A 19,568-nucleotide genomic window follows, 5' to 3' on the forward strand; every position below is an offset into this window, starting at 1 on the left:
ATTATATAACTAAGATTAAATTATTAAATCATGGCAAAGGAAACTTTTGACCGTTCGAAACCGCACTTAAACATCGGTACTATCGGACACGTGGATCACGGTAAAACTACTACTACTGCTGCTATTACTAAAGTTTTAGCTGAAGCAGGATTTTCAGAAGCTCGTTCGTTTGATTCAATTGATAACGCACCAGAAGAAAAAGAGCGTGGTATTACAATTAATACTTCTCACGTTGAATACCAAACAGCTAATCGTCACTACGCGCACGTAGACTGTCCAGGTCACGCGGATTACGTTAAGAACATGGTAACTGGAGCAGCGCAAATGGATGGAGCAATTTTAGTAGTTGCTGCAACTGATGGTCCAATGCCACAAACTCGTGAGCACATCTTATTAGGACGCCAAGTTGGTATTCCAAGAATTGTTGTATTCATGAACAAAGTTGACTTAGTAGATGACGCTGAGTTATTAGAGCTTGTTGAAATGGAAATTAGAGATTTATTATCTTTCTACCAATACGACGGTGATAATGGACCAGTAGTTAAAGGATCTGCTTTAGGAGCTTTAAACGGAGAGCAAAAATGGGTTGATGCATTATTAGAATTAATGGAAGAAGTTGACAAATGGATCGAAGAGCCAGTACGTGACAACGAAAAACCATTCTTAATGCCAGTAGAAGACGTATTTACAATTACAGGACGTGGAACTGTTGCTACAGGACGTATCGAAACTGGAGTTGCTAATACAGGAGATGCTGTTGAAATCATCGGTATGGGAGCTGACAAATTAACTTCTACTATTACAGGAGTTGAGATGTTCCGTAAAATCTTAGACCGTGGAGAAGCTGGAGATAACGTAGGTTTATTATTGAGAGGTATTGACAAAACTGATATCCGTCGTGGTATGGTTATTTGTAAACCAGGTTCAGTTAAACCACACGCTAAATTCAAAGCTGAGGTTTATATCTTGAAAAAAGAAGAAGGTGGACGTCACACTCCATTCCACAATAACTACCGTCCTCAATTCTACGTTCGTACAACTGACGTAACTGGAACAATCCAATTACCAGAAGGAACTGAGATGGTTATGCCTGGAGATAACTTAACTATCACTGTTGAGTTATTAAGCCCAATCGCATTATCAGTAGGTTTACGTTTCGCTATCCGTGAAGGAGGTAGAACAGTAGGTGCTGGTCAGGTTACTGAAATTATTGACTAATCTTTCTGAGATTAAACATAAATTAGAAAGTCAGTGGTTTAGGCCACTGACTTTTATTAACAAACGGGTGTAGTTCAAGGGTAGAATAGCGGTCTCCAAAACCGTTGATGGGGGTTCGAATCCCTCCACCCGTGCAAAAACAATATAATCATGGCAAAAGTTTTTAATTACATATCAGAGGCTTTTACGGAGTTAAAAAGTAATGTTACTTGGTCTCCGTGGTCAGATGTTCAACGATACACTATAATTGTTGCTGTCTTTGCTATCTTATTTTCCCTTGCAACTTGGGGAGTAGATTCAGGGTTTGGTAAAGTTTTAGGAGTGTTTTATAGTTGGGCGAGAGCATAAGGAAATAAAAAAAATATTATGGCTGATACAAGTGTCAAAAAATGGTATGTGGTTCGTGCGGTAAGTGGACAAGAGAATAAGGTTAAAAATTATATTGAATCTGAAATCTCTCGCTTAGGTTTAGCTGATTACTTATCACAAGTTTTAGTACCAACTGAGAAAGTTGTTACAATTAATAAAGATGGTAAAAAGAAAACTACAGATCGTGTTTACTTCCCAGGCTATGTAATGATTGAAGCAAGTTTGACAGGTGAGGTTCCTCACGTTATTAAATCAATCAATGGAGTTATCGGTTTCTTAGGTGAGACCAGAGGTGGAGAACCAGTTCCATTGAGAGAATCAGAAGTAAACAGAATGTTAGGTAGAGTTGATGAGTTAGCTGTTAAAGTTGACAAAGGAGCAATCCCTTACACTGTTGGTGAGTCTGTTAAAGTTACAGATGGACCATTTAATGGATTTGATGGTACAATCGAAAACATTAATGAAGAGAAACGCAAGCTTGAAGTAATGGTTAAGATTTTCGGAAGAAAAACACCATTGGAGTTAAGCTTTACGCAAGTAGAAAAATTATAATGTTACATACATACACATCTTGCTTCCAATTGAGATGTGCCAAATTTTTTAAGAAATGGCAAAAGAAATTAGTAAAGTAGTTAAACTACAAGTTAAGGGAGGTGCTGCGAATCCTTCGCCACCGGTTGGACCTGCTTTGGGGGCTGCTGGAGTTAACATCATGGAGTTCTGTAAACAATTCAATGCAAGAACACAAGATAAACCCGGTAAAGTTTTACCAGTACAAATTACTGTGTACAAAGACAAATCATTTGACTTTGTTGTTAAGACGCCACCTGCTGCTGTTCAATTATTAGAGGCTGCGAAAGTGAAAACTGGATCTGGTGAGCCTAATAGAAAAAAAGTAGCAAGCGTTACTTGGGAACAAGTACGTGCTATTGCGGAAGACAAAATGCCTGATTTAAATGCATTTACTGTTGAAGCGGCTATGAGTATGATAGCTGGTACTGCAAGATCTATGGGAATAACAGTAACAGGAAATGCTCCTTTTTAATTGTAAAAGAAAGAAGAAATGGCAAAATTAACGAAAAAGCAAAAAGAAGCTGCTGCAAAAATTGAAAAGAATACTTTATATTCTTTGAAAAGTGCATCTGTATTATTAAAAGAAGTTGCTTCTGCAAAATTTGACGAATCTGTAGATATCGCTGTACGTTTAGGTGTAGACCCTCGTAAAGCAAATCAAATGGTGCGTGGTGTAGTTACTTTACCTCACGGTACAGGTAAAGATGTTAGAGTGTTAGCATTAGTTACTCCTGATAAAGAAGCTGAAGCTAAAGCTGCTGGTGCTGACTATGTTGGACTAGATGAGTACCTTCAAAAAATTAAAGACGGTTGGACAGATGTTGATGTTATCATCACTATGCCTGCTGTTATGGGTAAATTAGGTCCTTTAGGTCGTATTTTAGGACCAAGAGGTTTAATGCCAAACCCTAAGACAGGTACAGTTACTATGGACGTAGCGAAAGCTGTTCAAGAAGTAAAAGCTGGTAAAATCGATTTTAAAGTTGATAAAACTGGAATTGTTCACGCTTCTGTTGGTAAAGTGTCTTTTGATGCTGATAAAATTACTGAGAACGCGGCTGAACTTATTCAAACATTAATCAAATTAAAACCAACTGCAGCTAAGGGTACTTATATCAAGTCTATTCATATATCTAGTACTATGAGCCCTGCTATTGCTTTAGATCCTAAAGCAGTATAATTGGTAAATAAAAAATTTCACGTATGACTAGAGAACAAAAAGCAGTAGCGATTGAAGAGTTAAAAGCTAAATTAGCTGAATCAAACATCTTCTATATCACTGATATATCAGGACTTAATGCGGAAGTTACTTCAAACTTTAGAAAAGCTTGTAACAAAGCTGGAATTAAATTAGAAGTAGTTAAAAACACTTTGCTTGCAAAAGCAATGGAGTCTTCTGACAGAGGTTATGAGGAGTTACCTTCTATCTTAAAAGGAAATAGTGCTATTATGTTTGCTGATGTTGCTAACGCACCAGCTAAAGTTATTAAAGAGTTCAGAAAGAAAGCTGAGAAACCAGCTATCAAAGGAGCTTACATCATGGAAGAAGTGTATGTAGGTGAGAACTTATTAGAGACATTAGTAGCTATTAAATCTAAAGAAGAAGTTATTGGAGAAATCATTGGATTACTTCAATCTCCAGCTCAAAGAGTTATTTCAGCTCTTAAAAACCAATTTAAAGACGAAGAATAGTCCTTGTACTACACTAAGTTTTTAAATGTTCAAGATGAACGCACATTAATAAATTATATTTTTACAAATCATTAAAAGATAGAAAAATGGCAGATTTGAAACAATTCGCAGAACAATTAGTTAACTTAACAGTTAAAGAAGTTAACGAATTAGCAACTATATTAAAAGACGAGTACGGAATCGAACCAGCTGCTGCTGCTGTAGTAGTTGCAGGTGGTGCTGAAGGTGGTGCTGCTGAAGAGCAAACTGAATTCACAGTTGTATTAAAAGAAGCTGGTGCTTCTAAATTAGCTGTAGTTAAAGCTGTTAAAGAATTAACAGGTTTAGGATTAAAAGAAGCTAAAGATATCGTTGACTCAACTCCAGCAAACATCAAAGAAGGTGTTTCTAAAGATGAGGCAGAAGGTCTTAAAAAATCATTGGAAGAAGCAGGAGCTGTTGTTGAGCTTAAATAAGCTTTTTTCAAATAATATTTTAGGTTTAGGTCTTGGGATGCGTCCCAAAGGCCTAAACCATTTTGCGTCTAATATATTTTGGGCGCAAAATTCTATTTAAATTCTTAATCAAAATTTTTTGTCCATTGATGATCACAAATCAGACTGAAAGATTAAATTTTGCCTCTACAAAGAACATTCCGGCTTATCCAGATTTTTTGGATATTCAGGTAAAGTCTTTTAAAGATTTCTTTCAATTAGAAACTAAATCTGAAGAGAGAGGTAAGGAAGGTTTATACAATACCTTCATGGAGAACTTCCCGATCACTGATACAAGAAACCAGTTCGTATTGGAGTTCCTTGATTACTTTGTTGATCCTCCTCGTTATTCAATCGAAGAATGTATTGATAGAGGACTGACTTATAGCGTTCCGTTAAAGGCTCGTTTGAAGTTATACTGTACTGATCCTGAACACGAAGATTTTGAAACTATAGTTCAAGATGTTTATTTAGGAACAATACCGTATATGGCTCCAAGCGGTACTTTCGTAATCAATGGTGCTGAGCGAGTTGTTGTGTCACAGTTACACCGTTCACCTGGTGTTTTCTTTGGACAGTCATTCCATGCAAATGGAACTAAGTTATATTCGGCGAGAGTAATTCCTTTTAAAGGATCATGGATTGAGTTTGCTACCGATATTAATAGCGTGATGTATGCTTATATCGATAGAAAGAAAAAATTACCTGTTACAACATTATTCCGTGCAATTGGATTCGAAAGAGACAAGGATATCCTAGAGATTTTCGACCTTGCAGAGGAAGTTAAAGTATCAAAAACAGGTCTTAAGAAATACATTGGACGTAGACTTGCTGCACGTGTGTTAAACACATGGCATGAAGACTTCGTTGATGAGGACACTGGAGAGGTTGTGTCAATTGAGAGAAATGAGATTGTTTTAGACCGTGATACAGTCCTAGATAAAGACAATGTCGAAGAAATCATTGACGCTAACGTTAAAACTGTTCTTTTACATAAAGAAGACAATAATCAGGCAGATTATGCCATCATACATAATACATTACAGAAGGACCCTACTAACTCTGAAAAAGAGGCAGTAGAGCACATCTACCGTCAATTGCGTAATGCAGAACCGCCTGATGAGGAGACTGCACGTGGTATTATTGATAAATTGTTCTTCTCTGATCAACGTTACAATCTAGGTGAAGTTGGTCGTTACAGAATGAACAAGAAATTAAATCTTGATACTCCAATTGACAAACAAGTTTTAACAAAAGAGGATATTATCACTATTGTTAAGTACTTGATTGAATTGATTAACTCAAAAGCTGAGATTGATGATATTGACCACTTATCAAACCGTCGTGTTAGAACAGTAGGTGAACAATTATCTGCTCAGTTTGGTGTTGGTTTAGCTCGTATGGCAAGAACAATTCGTGAGCGTATGAATGTACGTGATAACGAGGTGTTTACTCCAATCGACTTGATTAATGCTAAGACTTTATCATCAGTTATTAATTCATTTTTTGGAACTAACCAGTTATCTCAGTTTATGGACCAAACGAATCCATTGGCAGAGATTACACACAAACGTCGTTTATCAGCTTTAGGACCTGGAGGTTTATCAAGGGAAAGAGCAGGTTTCGAGGTGCGTGACGTTCACTATACTCACTACGGACGTTTATGTCCTATTGAGACACCAGAGGGACCAAACATTGGTTTGATTTCGTCTTTAGCTGTTTATGCTAAAGTAAATAATATGGGATTCATCGAAACTCCTTACCGTCCTGTTGTAAACGGACAAGTGGATATCGTTAATGATCCTATTTATTTAAGTGCTGAAGAAGAGGAAGGTAAATTAATTGCGCAAGCTAACGTACCTGTAGACGCTGTTGGTAATATGACTGACGAGCGTGTAGTTGTTAAAGAGGAGGGGGATTTCCCAGTAGTTGAACCGAAAGATATTCATTTTACTGACGTTGCTCCTAACCAAATTGCTTCTATTTCTGCATCTTTGATTCCTTTCTTAGAGCATGATGATGCCAACCGTGCATTGATGGGATCTAACATGATGCGTCAAGCGGTTCCTTTATTACGTCCTGAATCTCCAATTGTAGGTACAGGATTAGAAAGACAAGTAGCTTCTGATTCTCGTGTTTTAATTAACGCTGAAGGAGAAGGTACTGTTGAGTATGTTGATGCTCAAAAAATCATTATTAAATATGACCGTACTGATGAAGAACGTCTAATTAGTTTTGATCCAGATGAGAAAACATACAACTTAATTAAGTTTAGAAAAACTAACCAAAGTACAAGTATCAACTTGAAACCGATTGTAAGAAGAGGTGATAGAGTTACTAAAGGTCAAGTACTTTGTGAAGGTTATGCTACTCAATTAGGAGAGTTAGCTTTAGGTCGTAACTTGAAAGTGGCGTTTATGCCATGGAAAGGGTACAACTTCGAGGATGCTATCGTAATTTCTGAGAAAGTAGTACGTGAAGATATCTTTACATCTATCCATATTGATGATTATACATTAGAGGTTAGAGATACTAAATTAGGTAACGAAGAGTTAACTAATGACATCCCTAACGTTAGTGAGGAAGCAACAAAAGATTTAGATGAAAACGGTATGATCCGTATCGGTGCTGAAGTAAAACCTGGTGATATTTTAATTGGTAAGATTACTCCTAAAGGAGAATCAGATCCAACTCCAGAAGAAAAATTACTTCGTGCAATCTTCGGTGATAAAGCTGGAGACGTTAAGGATGCTTCATTAAAAGCTTCACCATCTTTAAGAGGGGTTGTTTTAGATAAGAAATTGTTCGCAAGAGCAGTAAAAGATAAACGTAAACGTTCTAAAGATAAAGACGAATTGGCTTTATTAGAGACTAAGTTTGAAGTTAAATTCAACGAGTTAAAAGAGCGTTTAGTTGAAAAATTATTCTTCATCGTGAATGGTAAAACATCTCAAGGTGTATTGAATGATTTAGGAGAGGAAATTTTACCAAAAGGTAAGAAATTCACTCAAAAAATGTTATATGCTGTTGATGACTTCGCTCATTTAACAAAAGGACAATGGACAACTGATGAGGATACTAATGGTATGATCACAGACTTGATTCACAACTACAAAATTAAATTAAACGATCTTCAAGGAGTTCTTAGAAGAGAGAAATTTATGATTACTGTAGGAGATGAGTTACCATCAGGAATTTTGAAATTAGCAAAAGTTTATATAGCTAAGAAACGTAAATTACGTGTAGGTGATAAAATGGCAGGACGTCACGGTAACAAAGGTATCGTAGCGAGAATCGTTAGAGACGAGGATATGCCATTCTTAGAAGATGGAACACCAGTTGATATTGTGTTGAATCCACTTGGGGTACCTTCTCGTATGAACATCGGTCAGATTTATGAAACAGTATTAGGATGGGCTGGATTAAAACTTGGTAAAAAGTTTGCGACACCTATTTTTGATGGTGCTGAATTAGATCAGATTAATGCGCTTACAGATGAGGCAGGAATTCCTCGTTTTGGACACACTTATCTGTATGATGGTGGTACAGGAGAAAGATTCCACCAAAGAGCAACAGTTGGTGTTATCTACATGCTGAAATTAGGACACATGGTTGATGATAAGATGCACGCGCGTTCTATTGGTCCTTACTCATTAATTACGCAACAACCATTAGGAGGTAAGGCTCAGTTTGGTGGTCAGCGTTTTGGAGAGATGGAGGTATGGGCTTTAGAAGCATACGGAGCATCAAGTACACTACGTGAAATCTTGACGGTAAAATCGGATGACGTTATTGGTAGAGCGAAAACTTACGAAGCAATCGTTAAAGGAGAAACTATGCCAGAGCCAGGATTACCTGAATCATTCAATGTATTGATGCATGAATTAAAAGGTCTTGGATTAGACATCAGATTAGAAGAATAAACTAAGATTATAGGGTAAGCAGTTAACGCTGCTTACTCTTTATCATACACTTTAACAAGTAAGTTTACCATGAATAAAAATAAAGAGAAAAATACCGTAAAAAGGTTTAATAAAATCTCAATAGGTTTAGCTTCTCCAGAATCTATTCTAGCAGAATCGAGAGGTGAGGTTTTGAAACCTGAAACAATTAACTATCGTACTCATAAACCAGAACGTGATGGTCTTTTCTGTGAACGTATTTTCGGTCCTGTAAAAGATTATGAGTGTGCTTGTGGTAAGTATAAAAGAATCCGTTACAAGGGGATCGTATGTGACCGTTGTGGGGTTGAAGTTACTGAGAAGAAAGTACGTAGAGATAGAGTTGGTCACATCAATTTAGTTGTGCCTATCGCTCACATTTGGTACTTCCGTTCTTTACCTAACAAAATTGGTTATATCTTAGGACTTCCGTCTAAGAAATTAGATATGATTATTTACTATGAACGTTATGTAGTTATTCAAGCTGGTATAGCTAAGAACGTTGATGGTGAACCTTTAAATCGTTTAGATTTCTTAACTGAAGAGGAGTATTTGAATATCTGTGATACTCTTCCGATGGAAAATCAATATTTAGATGATACAGATCCTAATAAATTCATCGCTAAAATGGGTGCTGAATGTATTATGGATTTATTAGCTACTACTGACTTAGATAAGTTATCTTATACTTTACGTCACGCAGCTAATAATGAAACATCTAAACAAAGAAAAACTGAAGCGTTAAAACGTCTTCAAGTTGTAGAGTCTTTCCGTGAGTCTAATTTAAACCGCGAGAATAGACCTGAGTGGATGATCTTGAAAGTAATTCCTGTTATTCCACCAGAATTACGTCCATTAGTTCCATTGGATGGTGGTCGTTTTGCTACTTCTGATTTGAATGATTTATATCGTCGTGTAATCATTAGAAACAACCGTTTAAAACGTTTAATGGAGATCAAAGCTCCTGAAGTAATTTTACGTAATGAAAAACGTATGCTTCAAGAAGCTGTAGATTCATTATTTGACAACACAAGAAAATCTTCTGCTGTTAAAACTGAATCTAACCGTCCTTTGAAATCTCTTTCTGATTCATTGAAAGGTAAACAAGGTCGTTTCCGTCAAAACTTATTAGGTAAGCGTGTTGACTATTCTGCTCGTTCGGTAATTGTTGTTGGACCAGAATTGAAATTATACGAATGTGGATTGCCAAAAGATATGGCAGCTGAATTATACAAACCTTTCGTTATTCGTAAGTTAATCGAAAGAGGAATTGTTAAGACAGTAAAATCTGCTAAGAAAATTATAGATAAGAAGGAACCAGTTGTTTGGGATATCTTAGAAAACGTGATTAAAGGACACCCGGTATTATTAAACCGTGCTCCTACGTTACACAGATTGGGTATTCAAGCTTTCCAACCTAAGTTAATCGAAGGTAAAGCCATTCAATTACACCCATTAGTGTGTACGGCATTCAACGCCGATTTCGATGGTGACCAGATGGCAGTTCACTTACCTCTTGGACCAGAAGCAATCCTTGAGTCTCAATTATTGATGTTAGCTTCTCACAATATCTTGAACCCTGCGAATGGTGCACCTATTACTGTACCGTCTCAGGATATGGTTCTTGGTTTATATTACATGACTAAGTTACGTAAGAGTACTCCAGAAGAAATTGTGTTAGGTGAAGGATTGACTTTTTACTCTGTAGAGGAAGTACATATTGCAATTAATGAAGGTAAATTAGAATTAAATGCTGGTGTTAAAGTTCGTGCAAAAGACTATAATGAAGCAGGAGAATTAGTTTACCAAATCATAGAAACAACTGCAGGTAGAATTTTATTTAATGAAGTTGTACCAGAAGTTGCAGGTTATATTAATGAGGTATTGACTAAAAAATCTTTAAGAGATATTATTGGTCGTATTCTTAGTATAACTGATGTACCAACAACTGCTGCGTTCTTGGATGATATTAAGAGCATGGGATACGGTTATGCATTCCGTGGTGGATTATCATTCAGTTTAGGAGATATTATTATTCCTCCACGTAAGCAAGAGTTGATTGATGATGCTAACCAACAAGTAGATCATATTACTATGAACTATAATATGGGGCTTATCACAAATAACGAGCGTTACAATCAGGTTATTGATGTTTGGACTTCTACAAACGCAATGTTAACTGAATTAGCGATGAAGAACATTCGTGAAGATAAACAAGGATTTAACTCAGTATATATGATGTTGGATTCTGGAGCGAGGGGTTCTAAAGAGCAGATTCGTCAGTTAACAGGTATGCGTGGTTTGATGGCTAAACCTAAAAAATCTACTGCTGGTGGTGGTGAAATTATTGAGAATCCAATTCTTTCTAACTTTAAAGAAGGTCTTTCGATTTTAGAGTATTTCATTTCTACTCACGGTGCTCGTAAAGGTCTTGCGGATACGGCGTTAAAAACAGCGGATGCTGGATACTTAACTCGTCGTCTACACGACGTTGCACAGGATGTAATTGTTAATTCAGTTGACTGTGGTACTTTAAGAGGAATTGATGTTAAGCCACTTAAGAAAAATGAAGAGGTTATCGAATCATTAGGAGAAAGAGTTTTAGGACGTGTTGCTCTTAATGCTGTAGTTAATCCTTTAAATTCTGAAGTGATTGTTGGTGCTGGTGAAGAAATCACTGAGGCTATCGCAAAAGCTATTAACGCTGCTCCAATTGAATCAGTTGAAGTTAGATCTCCACTTACTTGTGAAGCTAAAGTTGGAATCTGTGCTAAATGTTACGGACGTAACTTAGCAACTGCAAGAATGGTTCAAAGAGGTGAAGCTGTTGGGGTTATTGCTGCTCAGTCTATTGGTGAGCCTGGTACACAGTTAACATTAAGAACATTCCACGTAGGGGGTACTGCTGGTAACATTTCTGAAACATCAAGTATTAAAGCTAAGTTTAAAGGTCGTCTTGAAATGGAAGACTTAAAAACTGTAGCAGGTGAGGATAACGAAGGAAATGCAATTAATATTGTAATTTCTCGTTCTACTGAAGCTAAATTATACGATGCTAACACAGGAATTTTATTAACTACTAATAACATCCCTTACGGTTCTACTATTTACGTTAAAGATGGTGACGTTGTTGAAAATGATACTGTAATCTGTAAATGGGACCCTTATAATGGTGTAATTGTTTCTGAGTTTACTGGTAAAGTTGCTTATGAAGATATCGAACAAGGACAAACGTTCATGGTTGAAATTGATGAGCAAACAGGATTCCAAGAAAAAGTTATTACTGAATCAAGAAACAAAAAATTAATTCCTACTTTATTAATTTATGGTAAAGATGGTGAGTTAATACGTTCATACAACTTACCTGTAGGTTCTCACTTAATGGTAAATGATGGAGATAAAATTAAAGCTGGTAAAGTTTTAGTTAAGATTCCTCGTCATACATCAAAAGCAGGGGATATTACTGGAGGTTTACCAAGAATTACGGAGCTATTAGAAGCTCGTAATCCTTCAAACCCAGCTGTAGTATCTGAAATTGATGGTGTAGTGTCATTTGGTAAGATCAAAAGAGGTAACAGAGAGATCATTGTTGAATCTAAAACAGGAGATATTAGAAAATACTTAGTTAAGTTATCTAACCAAATCTTAGTTCAAGAGAATGACTATGTGAAAGCTGGTTTACCATTATCAGACGGAGCTATTACTCCAGACGATATTTTAAGAATTCAAGGACCATCTGCTGTTCAACAGTATTTAGTAAATGAGATTCAAGAAGTATACCGTCTTCAAGGGGTAAAAATTAGTGATAAACACTTTGAGGTGGTTATCCGTCAAATGATGCGTAAAGTTAAAATCCAAGATCCAGGAGATACATTATTCTTAGAAGATCAATTAGTTCACGCAGGTGACTTTATCCAAGAGAATGATAGATTGTACGGAATGAAGGTTGTAGTTGACGCTGGAGAATCTGATAACCTTGTAGAAGGACAGATTGTTACAACGAGAGAACTACGTGATGAGAACTCTTTATTGAAACGTGAGGATAAAAACTTAGTAGTAACGCGTGATGTTATGCCTGCTACAGGTACTCCAATGCTTCAAGGTATTACAAGAGCATCGTTACAAACTAAATCGTTCATCTCTGCTGCATCGTTCCAGGAAACAACTAAGGTGTTAAACGAAGCTGCTGTTGCAGGTAAAGTTGACGGCTTAAACGGATTGAAAGAGAACGTTATTGTTGGTCATAGAATTCCTGCTGGTACAGGGATGCGTTCTTACGAAAGCATCGTTGTAAGTAGCTTGGAAGAAGATGGTTTTTTAGATAAAGAAAACGAATTAAATTTCTAAGAAATGAATGAGGAACAGAATCAATTCAATATTGAATTGGATGAAGTAACTGCTGAAGGTACTTTTTCAAATTTGGCTATTATTAATCATTCAAACACTGAGTTTGTAGTTGATTTTGTGAATATCATGCCAGGTGTACCTAAGGCAAAAGTGAAGTCGAGAATTATTTTGACTCCACAACATGCAAAAAGGTTATTAACTGCTTTGCAAGATAATATTCAACGTTTCGAAGCAAGTAATGGCGAAATAAAGGATGTGGATTCTCCACCAAGTTTATCAACTATTAACTTTGGTCCCAAAGGACAGGCTTAATCGTTAAGACATAAAGAAAAAGGTCTACTATTTATAGTAGACCTTTTTTTATTTAGTAAGAGTATAAAAAAAATAAAATAATACTGATAGTTGTAAGCTAATAGACTTAGTTTTATTATGGCTTTCGTAAAATTAAGAAAGGAATATACCTTTGATTTCTATTGGCTTGAAGACTCTTACTATTTTCTTATTTGGATAATTATTTGCTTAAACAGATCATCAATTTTTAATTGTATTATAAGATTAACAGGTAGGTTTTGCATCAAAATAGATAGTGTTTTTAAAGCTTTAGATAAGATATCTTTTTCTTTTTCATATTGTCTATTTGCTCTATATAGTTTTGCTAAACTTAAACATGTTGTTACATAACAATCACAAAAGGGTATGTTTTCATTTAAACAGTTCCAAATGTTAATTTGTAATATCTCAGCTCTAATCAGTGCTTCTGTATATGTATTTATAGCGTGTATATGTTGTCCTTCATTAGCGAGTTGAATGGCTTTTTGAGTTTTCTTTTTCCAACTATTTTCGATTAATACTAAACATTCTGCACTCATATTATTCTAAATTTTTAGAAACGAATTTCCAATTAACGTGATTCCAGAATTGTTCAATAAATTTTGGTCTCGCATTTCGATGATCGATATAGTATGCGTGTTCCCAAACATCTATAGTCAATAATGGTTTTTTATTGAATATAATTGGTGTATCTGCATTGCTTAAAGCTATGATTTCTAATTTTCTTTCAGGTGTTAAAACTAACCAAGTCCATCCTGCACCAAATAATTTGGTAGCTGTGTTACTAAACTCTTCTTTGAAAGATTCTATAGATCCAAAATCTCTTATTAGTAGTTCTAACAATTGTTTAGAGGGCATCTGTGTAGAATTAGGAGTGATACAATTCCAGAAAAAACTATGATTATAGTGTTGAGCTGCATTGTTATAAATTGCCGTCTGCTTTTTTATATAAGCTTCTTTTATAATAGTATCAAGGTTGTAATTTTCCCATTCAGAATTTTCTATTAGTTTGTTTAAGTTCGCAATATACGTTTGATGATGTTTTCCATAGTGGTAATCAAACCCCTCTTCAGTGATGAAATTTTTAAAGGCGTCTTTCGAATAATTTAATGTTGGTAAATTGAATTTCATTGTCTTGTTTATTTGTATTAGTTGTGTAAAAATATAATTTTAGATTAGACTAAAAAAATAATAATCAATAAATATTATTTTACATTGTAAATCAAGATGGGTTTTAATTGCAATATTGAGAGGTGTATATGGAATTAAAATTGCTTTATTAGAAGTGTAAATAGTATTTGATAAAATCGTTTTTAGCATAAGTGTATAATTGACTATATGCCATTTGTTTTAAGAAATAAATGAGTATTTTTAGTTTTCGTTTTAAGTGTTTTTTGCATGTGTTTATGTTTTAAATATAATATTTTCTTAAAAAAAGTTTAACTATTGCTATCGATTCCAAAATATTTCAAATAAATTTTCCATTGTAAAGTAGATGTACTACTTTTGCTATTCCACAGTATTGTGGAGAATTGAGAAAGTCTGTATTTTGAGCGGAAAAGCCGCTTACGAAAAGTAAAGTCATATGAAAGAAATTACAAAAGAAGTTTATCTAAAATGGTATGAAGACATGCTATTTTGGAGAAAGTTTGAAGACAAGCTAGCCGCTTTATATATTCAACAAAAGGTAAGAGGTTTCTTGCATTTATATAACGGACAAGAAGCTGTCTTGGCAGGAGCTTTACACGCAATGGATTTGTCGAAAGACAAAATGATTACAGCATACAGAAACCACGTTCAACCAATTGGTTTAGGTGTGGATCCAAAAAGAATTATGGCTGAGTTATTAGGAAAAGGAACTGGAACATCTCAAGGTTTAGGTGGATCTATGCACATTTTTTCTAAAGAGCATAATTTTTACGGAGGACACGGAATCGTTGGAGGACAAATTCCTTTAGGAGCAGGTCTTGCATTTGCTGACAAATATTTTGATAGAAAAGCTGTTACAATGTGTTACTTCGGTGATGGTGCAGCACGTCAAGGTTCATTACATGAAACATTTAACATGGCAATGAATTGGAAACTTCCTGTTGTATTTGTTATCGAAAATAATGGATATGCAATGGGTACTTCTGTTGAGCGTACTGCAAATCATACTGATATTTGGAAACTTGGTTTAGGGTATGAAATGCCTTCAGGTCCGGTTGATGGTATGAATCCAGTTAAGGTTGCTGAAGCAATGTACGAAGCTATTGAAAGAGCTCGTCGTGGAGATGGTCCAACATTGTTAGAAATGAAAACTTATAGATATAGAGGACACTCTATGTCAGATGCTCAACACTACCGTACAAAAGAGGAAGTTGAAGAATACAAAAAAATAGACCCTATTACTCAAGTTTTAGATATAATTAGAGAGAAAGGGTTCGCAACAGAGGCAGAGATAGAGGCTATGGATCAAAGAGTAAAAGAACACGTTTTAGAATGTGAGCGTTTTGCTGAAGAATCTCCATATCCAGAGAAAAATGTTATGTATGATGTAGTATACGAACAAGAGAATTATCCTTTTTTACCTCATAGATTATAAAAAAAAGTTATGGCAGAAGTAATTACAATGCCACGCTTAAGCGACACTATGACAGAAGGTGTTGTGGCTGCATGGTTAAAAAAAGTTGGAGATAAGATTTCTGAAGGAGATATCTTAGCAGAAATTGAAACAGATAAAGCAACAATGGAATTCGAATCATTTCACGAAGGAACATTGCTATATATCGGATTACAAGAAGGAGAGTCTGCTCCAGTAGATTCATTACTTGCTATTATTGGTAATGAAGGAGAAGATATTTCATCTTTAGTAAATGGAGGTGCTAAAACTGAAGTGACTGAAGAAAAAGTAATCGCTCAAGAAGAAGTTAAAGTTGCAGCTCCTGCTCCAAAAGCAGCAATGCCAGCAGGTGTTAAGATTGTAACTATGCCTCGTTTGAGTGATACTATGACTGATGGTACAGTTGCGTCTTGGATCAAAAAAGTTGGAGATAAAGTAGAAGAAGGTGATATTCTTGCTGAAATTGAAACAGATAAAGCAACAATGGAATTTGAAGCATTTGAGTCTGGAATTTTATTGTATGTGGGAATTCAAGAAGGTGAGACTGCTCCTGTAGATAGTGTATTAGCTATTTTAGGACCAGAAGGTACTGATGTTTCTGCTGTACTTAATAATATTAATAATGGTGGTGCTTCTGAAGCAGCTCCAGCACAAGAGGCTTCAACTGTTGTTGAGTCTGTTAAAGAGGAAGTAGCTGCTGCTCCAGTTGTTGAATCAACAACTACTTCTGGTAGAATTTTTGTTTCGCCTTTAGCTAAGAAAATTGCTGAAGAAAAAGGTGTTAACTTAAATGAAGTTAAAGGTTCTGGAGAGAATGGACGTATCATCAAGAGAGATGTTGAGAATTTTGTTCCGGCTGCAAAAGTTGCTGCTCCTGCTCAAAATGTACAAGCTCCTGCTGCAAAAACTGAAGTAAAAACTGAAGTGAAAACTTTTGTTCCTGCTGGTGAGGTTAGTGTAGAAGAAGTTAAAAACTCTCAAATGCGTAAAACTATTGCTCGTCGTTTAGGTGAGTCTAAGTTTACTGCTCCTCATTACTATTTAACTATTGAGATTGATATGGATAATGCTATGGCATCTCGTAAAATTATCAATGATTTACCTGATACAAAAGTATCATTTAATGATATGGTAGTTAAAGCGTGTGCAATGGCTTTGCGTAAACACCCTCAAGTAAATACACAATGGAGAGAAGACGCAACAGTTTATAATCACCATATTGCTATTGGTGTTGCTGTAGCTGTAGAGGATGGTCTTGTTGTTCCTGTATTACCTTTTACAGATCAAATGTCATTAACGTCTATTGGAGGAAAAGTAAAAGAATTAGCTGTAAAAGCTAAGACTAAAAAACTTACACCTGCTGAAATGGATGGAAGTACATTTACTGTATCTAATTTAGGTATGTTTGGAGTTCAATCATTTACTTCTATTATTAATCAACCTAACTCTGCTATTTTATCAGTTGGTGCAATTATTGAAAAACCAGTTGTTAAAAATGGACAAATTGTTGTTGGTAATACTATGACTGTAACTTTAGCTTGTGATCATAGAACAGTAGATGGTGCAACAGGTGCACAATTCTTACAAACATTAAGAAGTTATATTGAGAATCCAGTTACAATGTTGGCATAATCAATATTATAAATATTACTAAAAGCTCATTTCAAACGAAATGGGCTTTTTTGTTTTATAGATTTCGTCTTTTTACGCGTTTTCAACTTGAATTGTTTTCTTAAGTTAAAGTGCTTTTTGTATTTTTGATAAAAATATTTTAAATGAAATTATATAGTTTTCTGGTTGGACTATTGTTAGTAGGATGTTCTACTATGAAGTCATCTTCAACAGAATTAGTAAGAGCAGATAAAGAGCGTATTTCAAATACTTTATATTATTTAGCATCAGATGAGTTAGAGGGACGTGATACTGGTGCAGAAGGAAATAGAAAAGCTGCAAGTTTTTTAAGTGAACACTTAGCAGGTTATGGTATCTCTCCTTTCTTTACCTCATATAATGATACTTTAAGTAATGTAAATAATAGTTGGAATGTTGTAGGTGTTATTCCAGGAAATGATAAAGTTTTGAAGGATGAAGTAGTTGTGTTGGGGGCTCACTTTGATCATATTGGCATTCAAAAAGCGATAGATGGTGATTCAATTGCTAATGGAGCAAATGACAATGCTGCAGGTAGTGCAATTATGCTTGAATTAGCCAGAAACTTAACTAAAATGGATAATAAGAGAACTATATTAGTTGCTTTTTTTACTGGTGAAGAAAAGGGATTATGGGGATCAAAACATTTAGCAAAACGATTAAAAAGTGAAAATGTAAATGTGGTTTCTATGCTTAATTTTGAGATGTTAGGTTTAGCTATGAAGCGTGATTATATGACTTACTTAACAGGTTATGATGAATCAAATCTTGCTGAGAAATTGAATGAGCTTGCAGGTGAACCATTGGTAGGCAAGCTTGAAAAGGCAGAGGAGTTTAAACTATTTAAACGTTCAGATAACTATCCGTTTTATTTAGAATTTAAGATTCCAAGTCAAAGCTTTAGTTCATTTGACTTTGAGAATTATGAATATTATCATCATGTAAAAGATGAGGCTCAATTTATGGACTTAGATTTCATGACTTCATTTACTAATAAATTAATACCTGTAGTTAGTAAACTAGTTAATTTACCTACAGGAGATATAAGATTGAAATAATATGAAAAATATAATTGTAACAGGTACTAGTAGAGGTATTGGATTAGAAACTGTGAAGAAGTTTGCTGCATTAGGACATAATGTTTTAGCTATCTCACGTAAGGTTTCTGAAGAATTATTAGGAATGACTAATGTTATTTGTTTGTCTGTAGATATTACAAAGGAAGAGGACTTAAAGAAAGTTTCTATTTTTCTTGAGGACAATTGGAAACACGTAGACGTTCTTGTAAATAATGCTGGAGCTATTGTTAATAAGCCATTTGAACAACTTACGAAGCAAGATTTTGATAGTGTATACCAAGTAAATGTTTTTGGTGTAGCACGCCTAATTCAGCTTTGCATTCCATATATGAAAGTAAACAGCCACGTTGTTACCATTAGTAGTATGGGAGGAGTTCAAGGAGTAATGAAATTTGGTGGTTTAGCTGCTTACAGTTCGAGTAAAGGAGCTGTTACGATTTTGAGTGAATTATTAGCTGAAGAATATAAAGACAAAGGAATTTATTTCAATGTTGTAGCTTTAGGTGCAGTGCAAACAGAAATGTTAGAAGAAGCATTTCCAGGTTATCAAGCACCAATAACTCCAGAAGAGATGGCAGATTATATTTGTAATTTCGCTATCAATGGTAATAAGTTTTTTAATGGGAAAGTGCTTCAAGTTTCAAGTACAACTCCTTAAAAGTAAATAAAATTGATAGAAAAGTTAAGACCTTACATACCAGAACAAGCATTAGGAGGGGTATTTGAGTTGATTAAACATTATGAGGTACATCTTAAGATAGTAAATGAACGTGTTACAAGACACGGTGATTATACTAGAAATACTGATGGAAAGCATTTAATTACTGTAAATTCAAATCTTAATCCTTATCGGTTTTTAATGACCTTAATTCATGAAATAGCGCATTTAGTAGCTTTTCAGAAATATGGTGGTCGTATAAAGCCACATGGTGTTGAATGGAAAAAGACTTTTCAACTATTAATGTTACCTTTTTTAAGACCAGAAGTTTTTCCAAATGCTTTATTACCGCTCTTGGCTAATCACTTTAGGAACCCATCAGCGAGTAGTGATACAGATGATAGGTTGTCTATAGCAATGAGAAGGTACGATGTTCAGGATAAAAGTGATAACACGTGTTTTATATATGAGATTCCATTAGGAAGTCATTTTAGAACGCATAATGGGAAAATATTTAAAAGAGGACCTTTAAGAGTTAAAAGGTTTGAATGCTTAGAAGTATCAACGGGTCGTATTTACACTTTTAAAGCGAATGCTGAAGTAGAAATATTGACTCATTATGTTGTAAATAGATAA

The 19,568-nt window shown here is 35.1% G+C and carries 17 protein-coding genes and 1 tRNA gene; 16 read left to right on the plus strand and 2 right to left on the minus strand.

Translation table 11 applies throughout. The annotated features are described in order from the left end of the window. The first annotated feature begins 30 nt into the window (after positions 1 to 30). The 11 genes from tuf to AABL81_RS02215 all read left to right on the plus strand — a co-directional run bounded on the left by tuf (position 31) and on the right by AABL81_RS02215 (position 12,925). Positions 31 to 1,218: an elongation factor Tu gene (gene tuf / locus AABL81_RS02165; protein ID WP_090405208.1), complete on the plus strand. Its 1,188-nt coding sequence runs from the start codon at positions 31 to 33 to the stop codon at positions 1,216 to 1,218. A gap of 63 nt (positions 1,219 to 1,281) precedes the next feature. Continuing rightward, a tRNA-Trp gene (locus AABL81_RS02170) sits at positions 1,282 to 1,352 on the plus strand. Positions 1,353 to 1,368: 16 nt separating this feature from the next. After that, positions 1,369 to 1,566, plus strand: a complete 198-nt coding sequence (gene secE, locus AABL81_RS02175) for a preprotein translocase subunit SecE (protein ID WP_090405211.1) — start codon at positions 1,369 to 1,371, stop codon at positions 1,564 to 1,566. 18 nt (positions 1,567 to 1,584) lie between these two features. After that, positions 1,585 to 2,139 (plus strand): transcription termination/antitermination protein NusG, encoded by a 555-nt coding sequence (nusG, locus tag AABL81_RS02180; RefSeq protein WP_158209441.1) that lies wholly within the window; start codon positions 1,585 to 1,587, stop codon positions 2,137 to 2,139. Positions 2,140 to 2,194: 55 nt separating this feature from the next. Next, a complete protein-coding gene (gene rplK / locus AABL81_RS02185; RefSeq protein ID WP_090405216.1) occupies positions 2,195 to 2,632 on the plus strand; it encodes a 50S ribosomal protein L11 in 438 nt (145 codons plus the stop codon). Positions 2,633 to 2,650: 18 nt separating this feature from the next. Beyond that, positions 2,651 to 3,340, plus strand: a complete 690-nt coding sequence (rplA, locus tag AABL81_RS02190) for a 50S ribosomal protein L1 (RefSeq protein WP_090405218.1) — start codon at positions 2,651 to 2,653, stop codon at positions 3,338 to 3,340. A gap of 23 nt (positions 3,341 to 3,363) precedes the next feature. Beyond that, positions 3,364 to 3,852 (plus strand): 50S ribosomal protein L10, encoded by a 489-nt coding sequence (gene rplJ / locus AABL81_RS02195; RefSeq protein ID WP_090405220.1) that lies wholly within the window; start codon positions 3,364 to 3,366, stop codon positions 3,850 to 3,852. Between the two features lie 86 nt (positions 3,853 to 3,938). Beyond that, entirely contained in the window at positions 3,939 to 4,307 is a 369-nt protein-coding gene (rplL, locus tag AABL81_RS02200) for a 50S ribosomal protein L7/L12 (RefSeq protein ID WP_090405223.1), read from the plus strand. A gap of 128 nt (positions 4,308 to 4,435) precedes the next feature. Beyond that, positions 4,436 to 8,248, plus strand: a complete 3,813-nt coding sequence (rpoB, locus tag AABL81_RS02205; protein ID WP_158209440.1) for a DNA-directed RNA polymerase subunit beta — start codon at positions 4,436 to 4,438, stop codon at positions 8,246 to 8,248. Between the two features lie 69 nt (positions 8,249 to 8,317). After that, positions 8,318 to 12,613: a DNA-directed RNA polymerase subunit beta' gene (gene rpoC, locus AABL81_RS02210; protein WP_158209439.1), complete on the plus strand. Its 4,296-nt coding sequence runs from the start codon at positions 8,318 to 8,320 to the stop codon at positions 12,611 to 12,613. 3 nt (positions 12,614 to 12,616) lie between these two features. After that, complete coding sequence (locus AABL81_RS02215; RefSeq protein WP_158209438.1) at positions 12,617 to 12,925, plus strand: DUF3467 domain-containing protein; 309 nt, start codon at positions 12,617 to 12,619, stop codon at positions 12,923 to 12,925. 179 nt (positions 12,926 to 13,104) lie between these two features. On the opposite strand, the gene AABL81_RS02220 is transcribed toward AABL81_RS02215, so the two are convergent. Both AABL81_RS02220 and AABL81_RS02225 read right to left on the minus strand, forming a co-directional pair. Beyond that, positions 13,105 to 13,482, minus strand: a complete 378-nt coding sequence (locus AABL81_RS02220; RefSeq protein ID WP_341340257.1) for a hypothetical protein — start codon at positions 13,480 to 13,482, stop codon at positions 13,105 to 13,107. Between the two features lies 1 nt (position 13,483). After that, positions 13,484 to 14,074, minus strand: a complete 591-nt coding sequence (locus tag AABL81_RS02225) for a superoxide dismutase (RefSeq protein WP_341340258.1) — start codon at positions 14,072 to 14,074, stop codon at positions 13,484 to 13,486. A gap of 454 nt (positions 14,075 to 14,528) precedes the next feature. On the opposite strand from AABL81_RS02225, the gene pdhA reads away from it, so the two are divergent. The 5 genes from pdhA (at position 14,529) to AABL81_RS02250 (ending at position 19,568) form a co-directional block, all read left to right on the plus strand. Further along, the gene (gene pdhA / locus AABL81_RS02230; protein WP_158209435.1) at positions 14,529 to 15,527 is read left to right on the plus strand and encodes a pyruvate dehydrogenase (acetyl-transferring) E1 component subunit alpha; all 999 of its coding nucleotides are present in this window, start codon (positions 14,529 to 14,531) and stop codon (positions 15,525 to 15,527) included. A gap of 9 nt (positions 15,528 to 15,536) precedes the next feature. Then, positions 15,537 to 17,177, plus strand: a complete 1,641-nt coding sequence (locus tag AABL81_RS02235; RefSeq protein WP_341340259.1) for a 2-oxo acid dehydrogenase subunit E2 — start codon at positions 15,537 to 15,539, stop codon at positions 17,175 to 17,177. Between the two features lie 143 nt (positions 17,178 to 17,320). Next, complete coding sequence (locus AABL81_RS02240) at positions 17,321 to 18,253, plus strand: M28 family metallopeptidase (protein WP_341340260.1); 933 nt, start codon at positions 17,321 to 17,323, stop codon at positions 18,251 to 18,253. A 1-nt stretch (position 18,254) separates the two neighbouring features. Further along, complete coding sequence (locus tag AABL81_RS02245; protein WP_341340261.1) at positions 18,255 to 18,932, plus strand: SDR family NAD(P)-dependent oxidoreductase; 678 nt, start codon at positions 18,255 to 18,257, stop codon at positions 18,930 to 18,932. 12 nt (positions 18,933 to 18,944) lie between these two features. Continuing rightward, positions 18,945 to 19,568 (plus strand): SprT-like domain-containing protein, encoded by a 624-nt coding sequence (locus tag AABL81_RS02250; RefSeq protein ID WP_341340262.1) that lies wholly within the window; start codon positions 18,945 to 18,947, stop codon positions 19,566 to 19,568.

Source organism: Myroides sp. C1519, from assembly GCF_038039755.1.
GTDB classification, from domain to species: Bacteria; Bacteroidota; Bacteroidia; order Flavobacteriales; family Flavobacteriaceae; genus Flavobacterium; species Flavobacterium phaeum_A.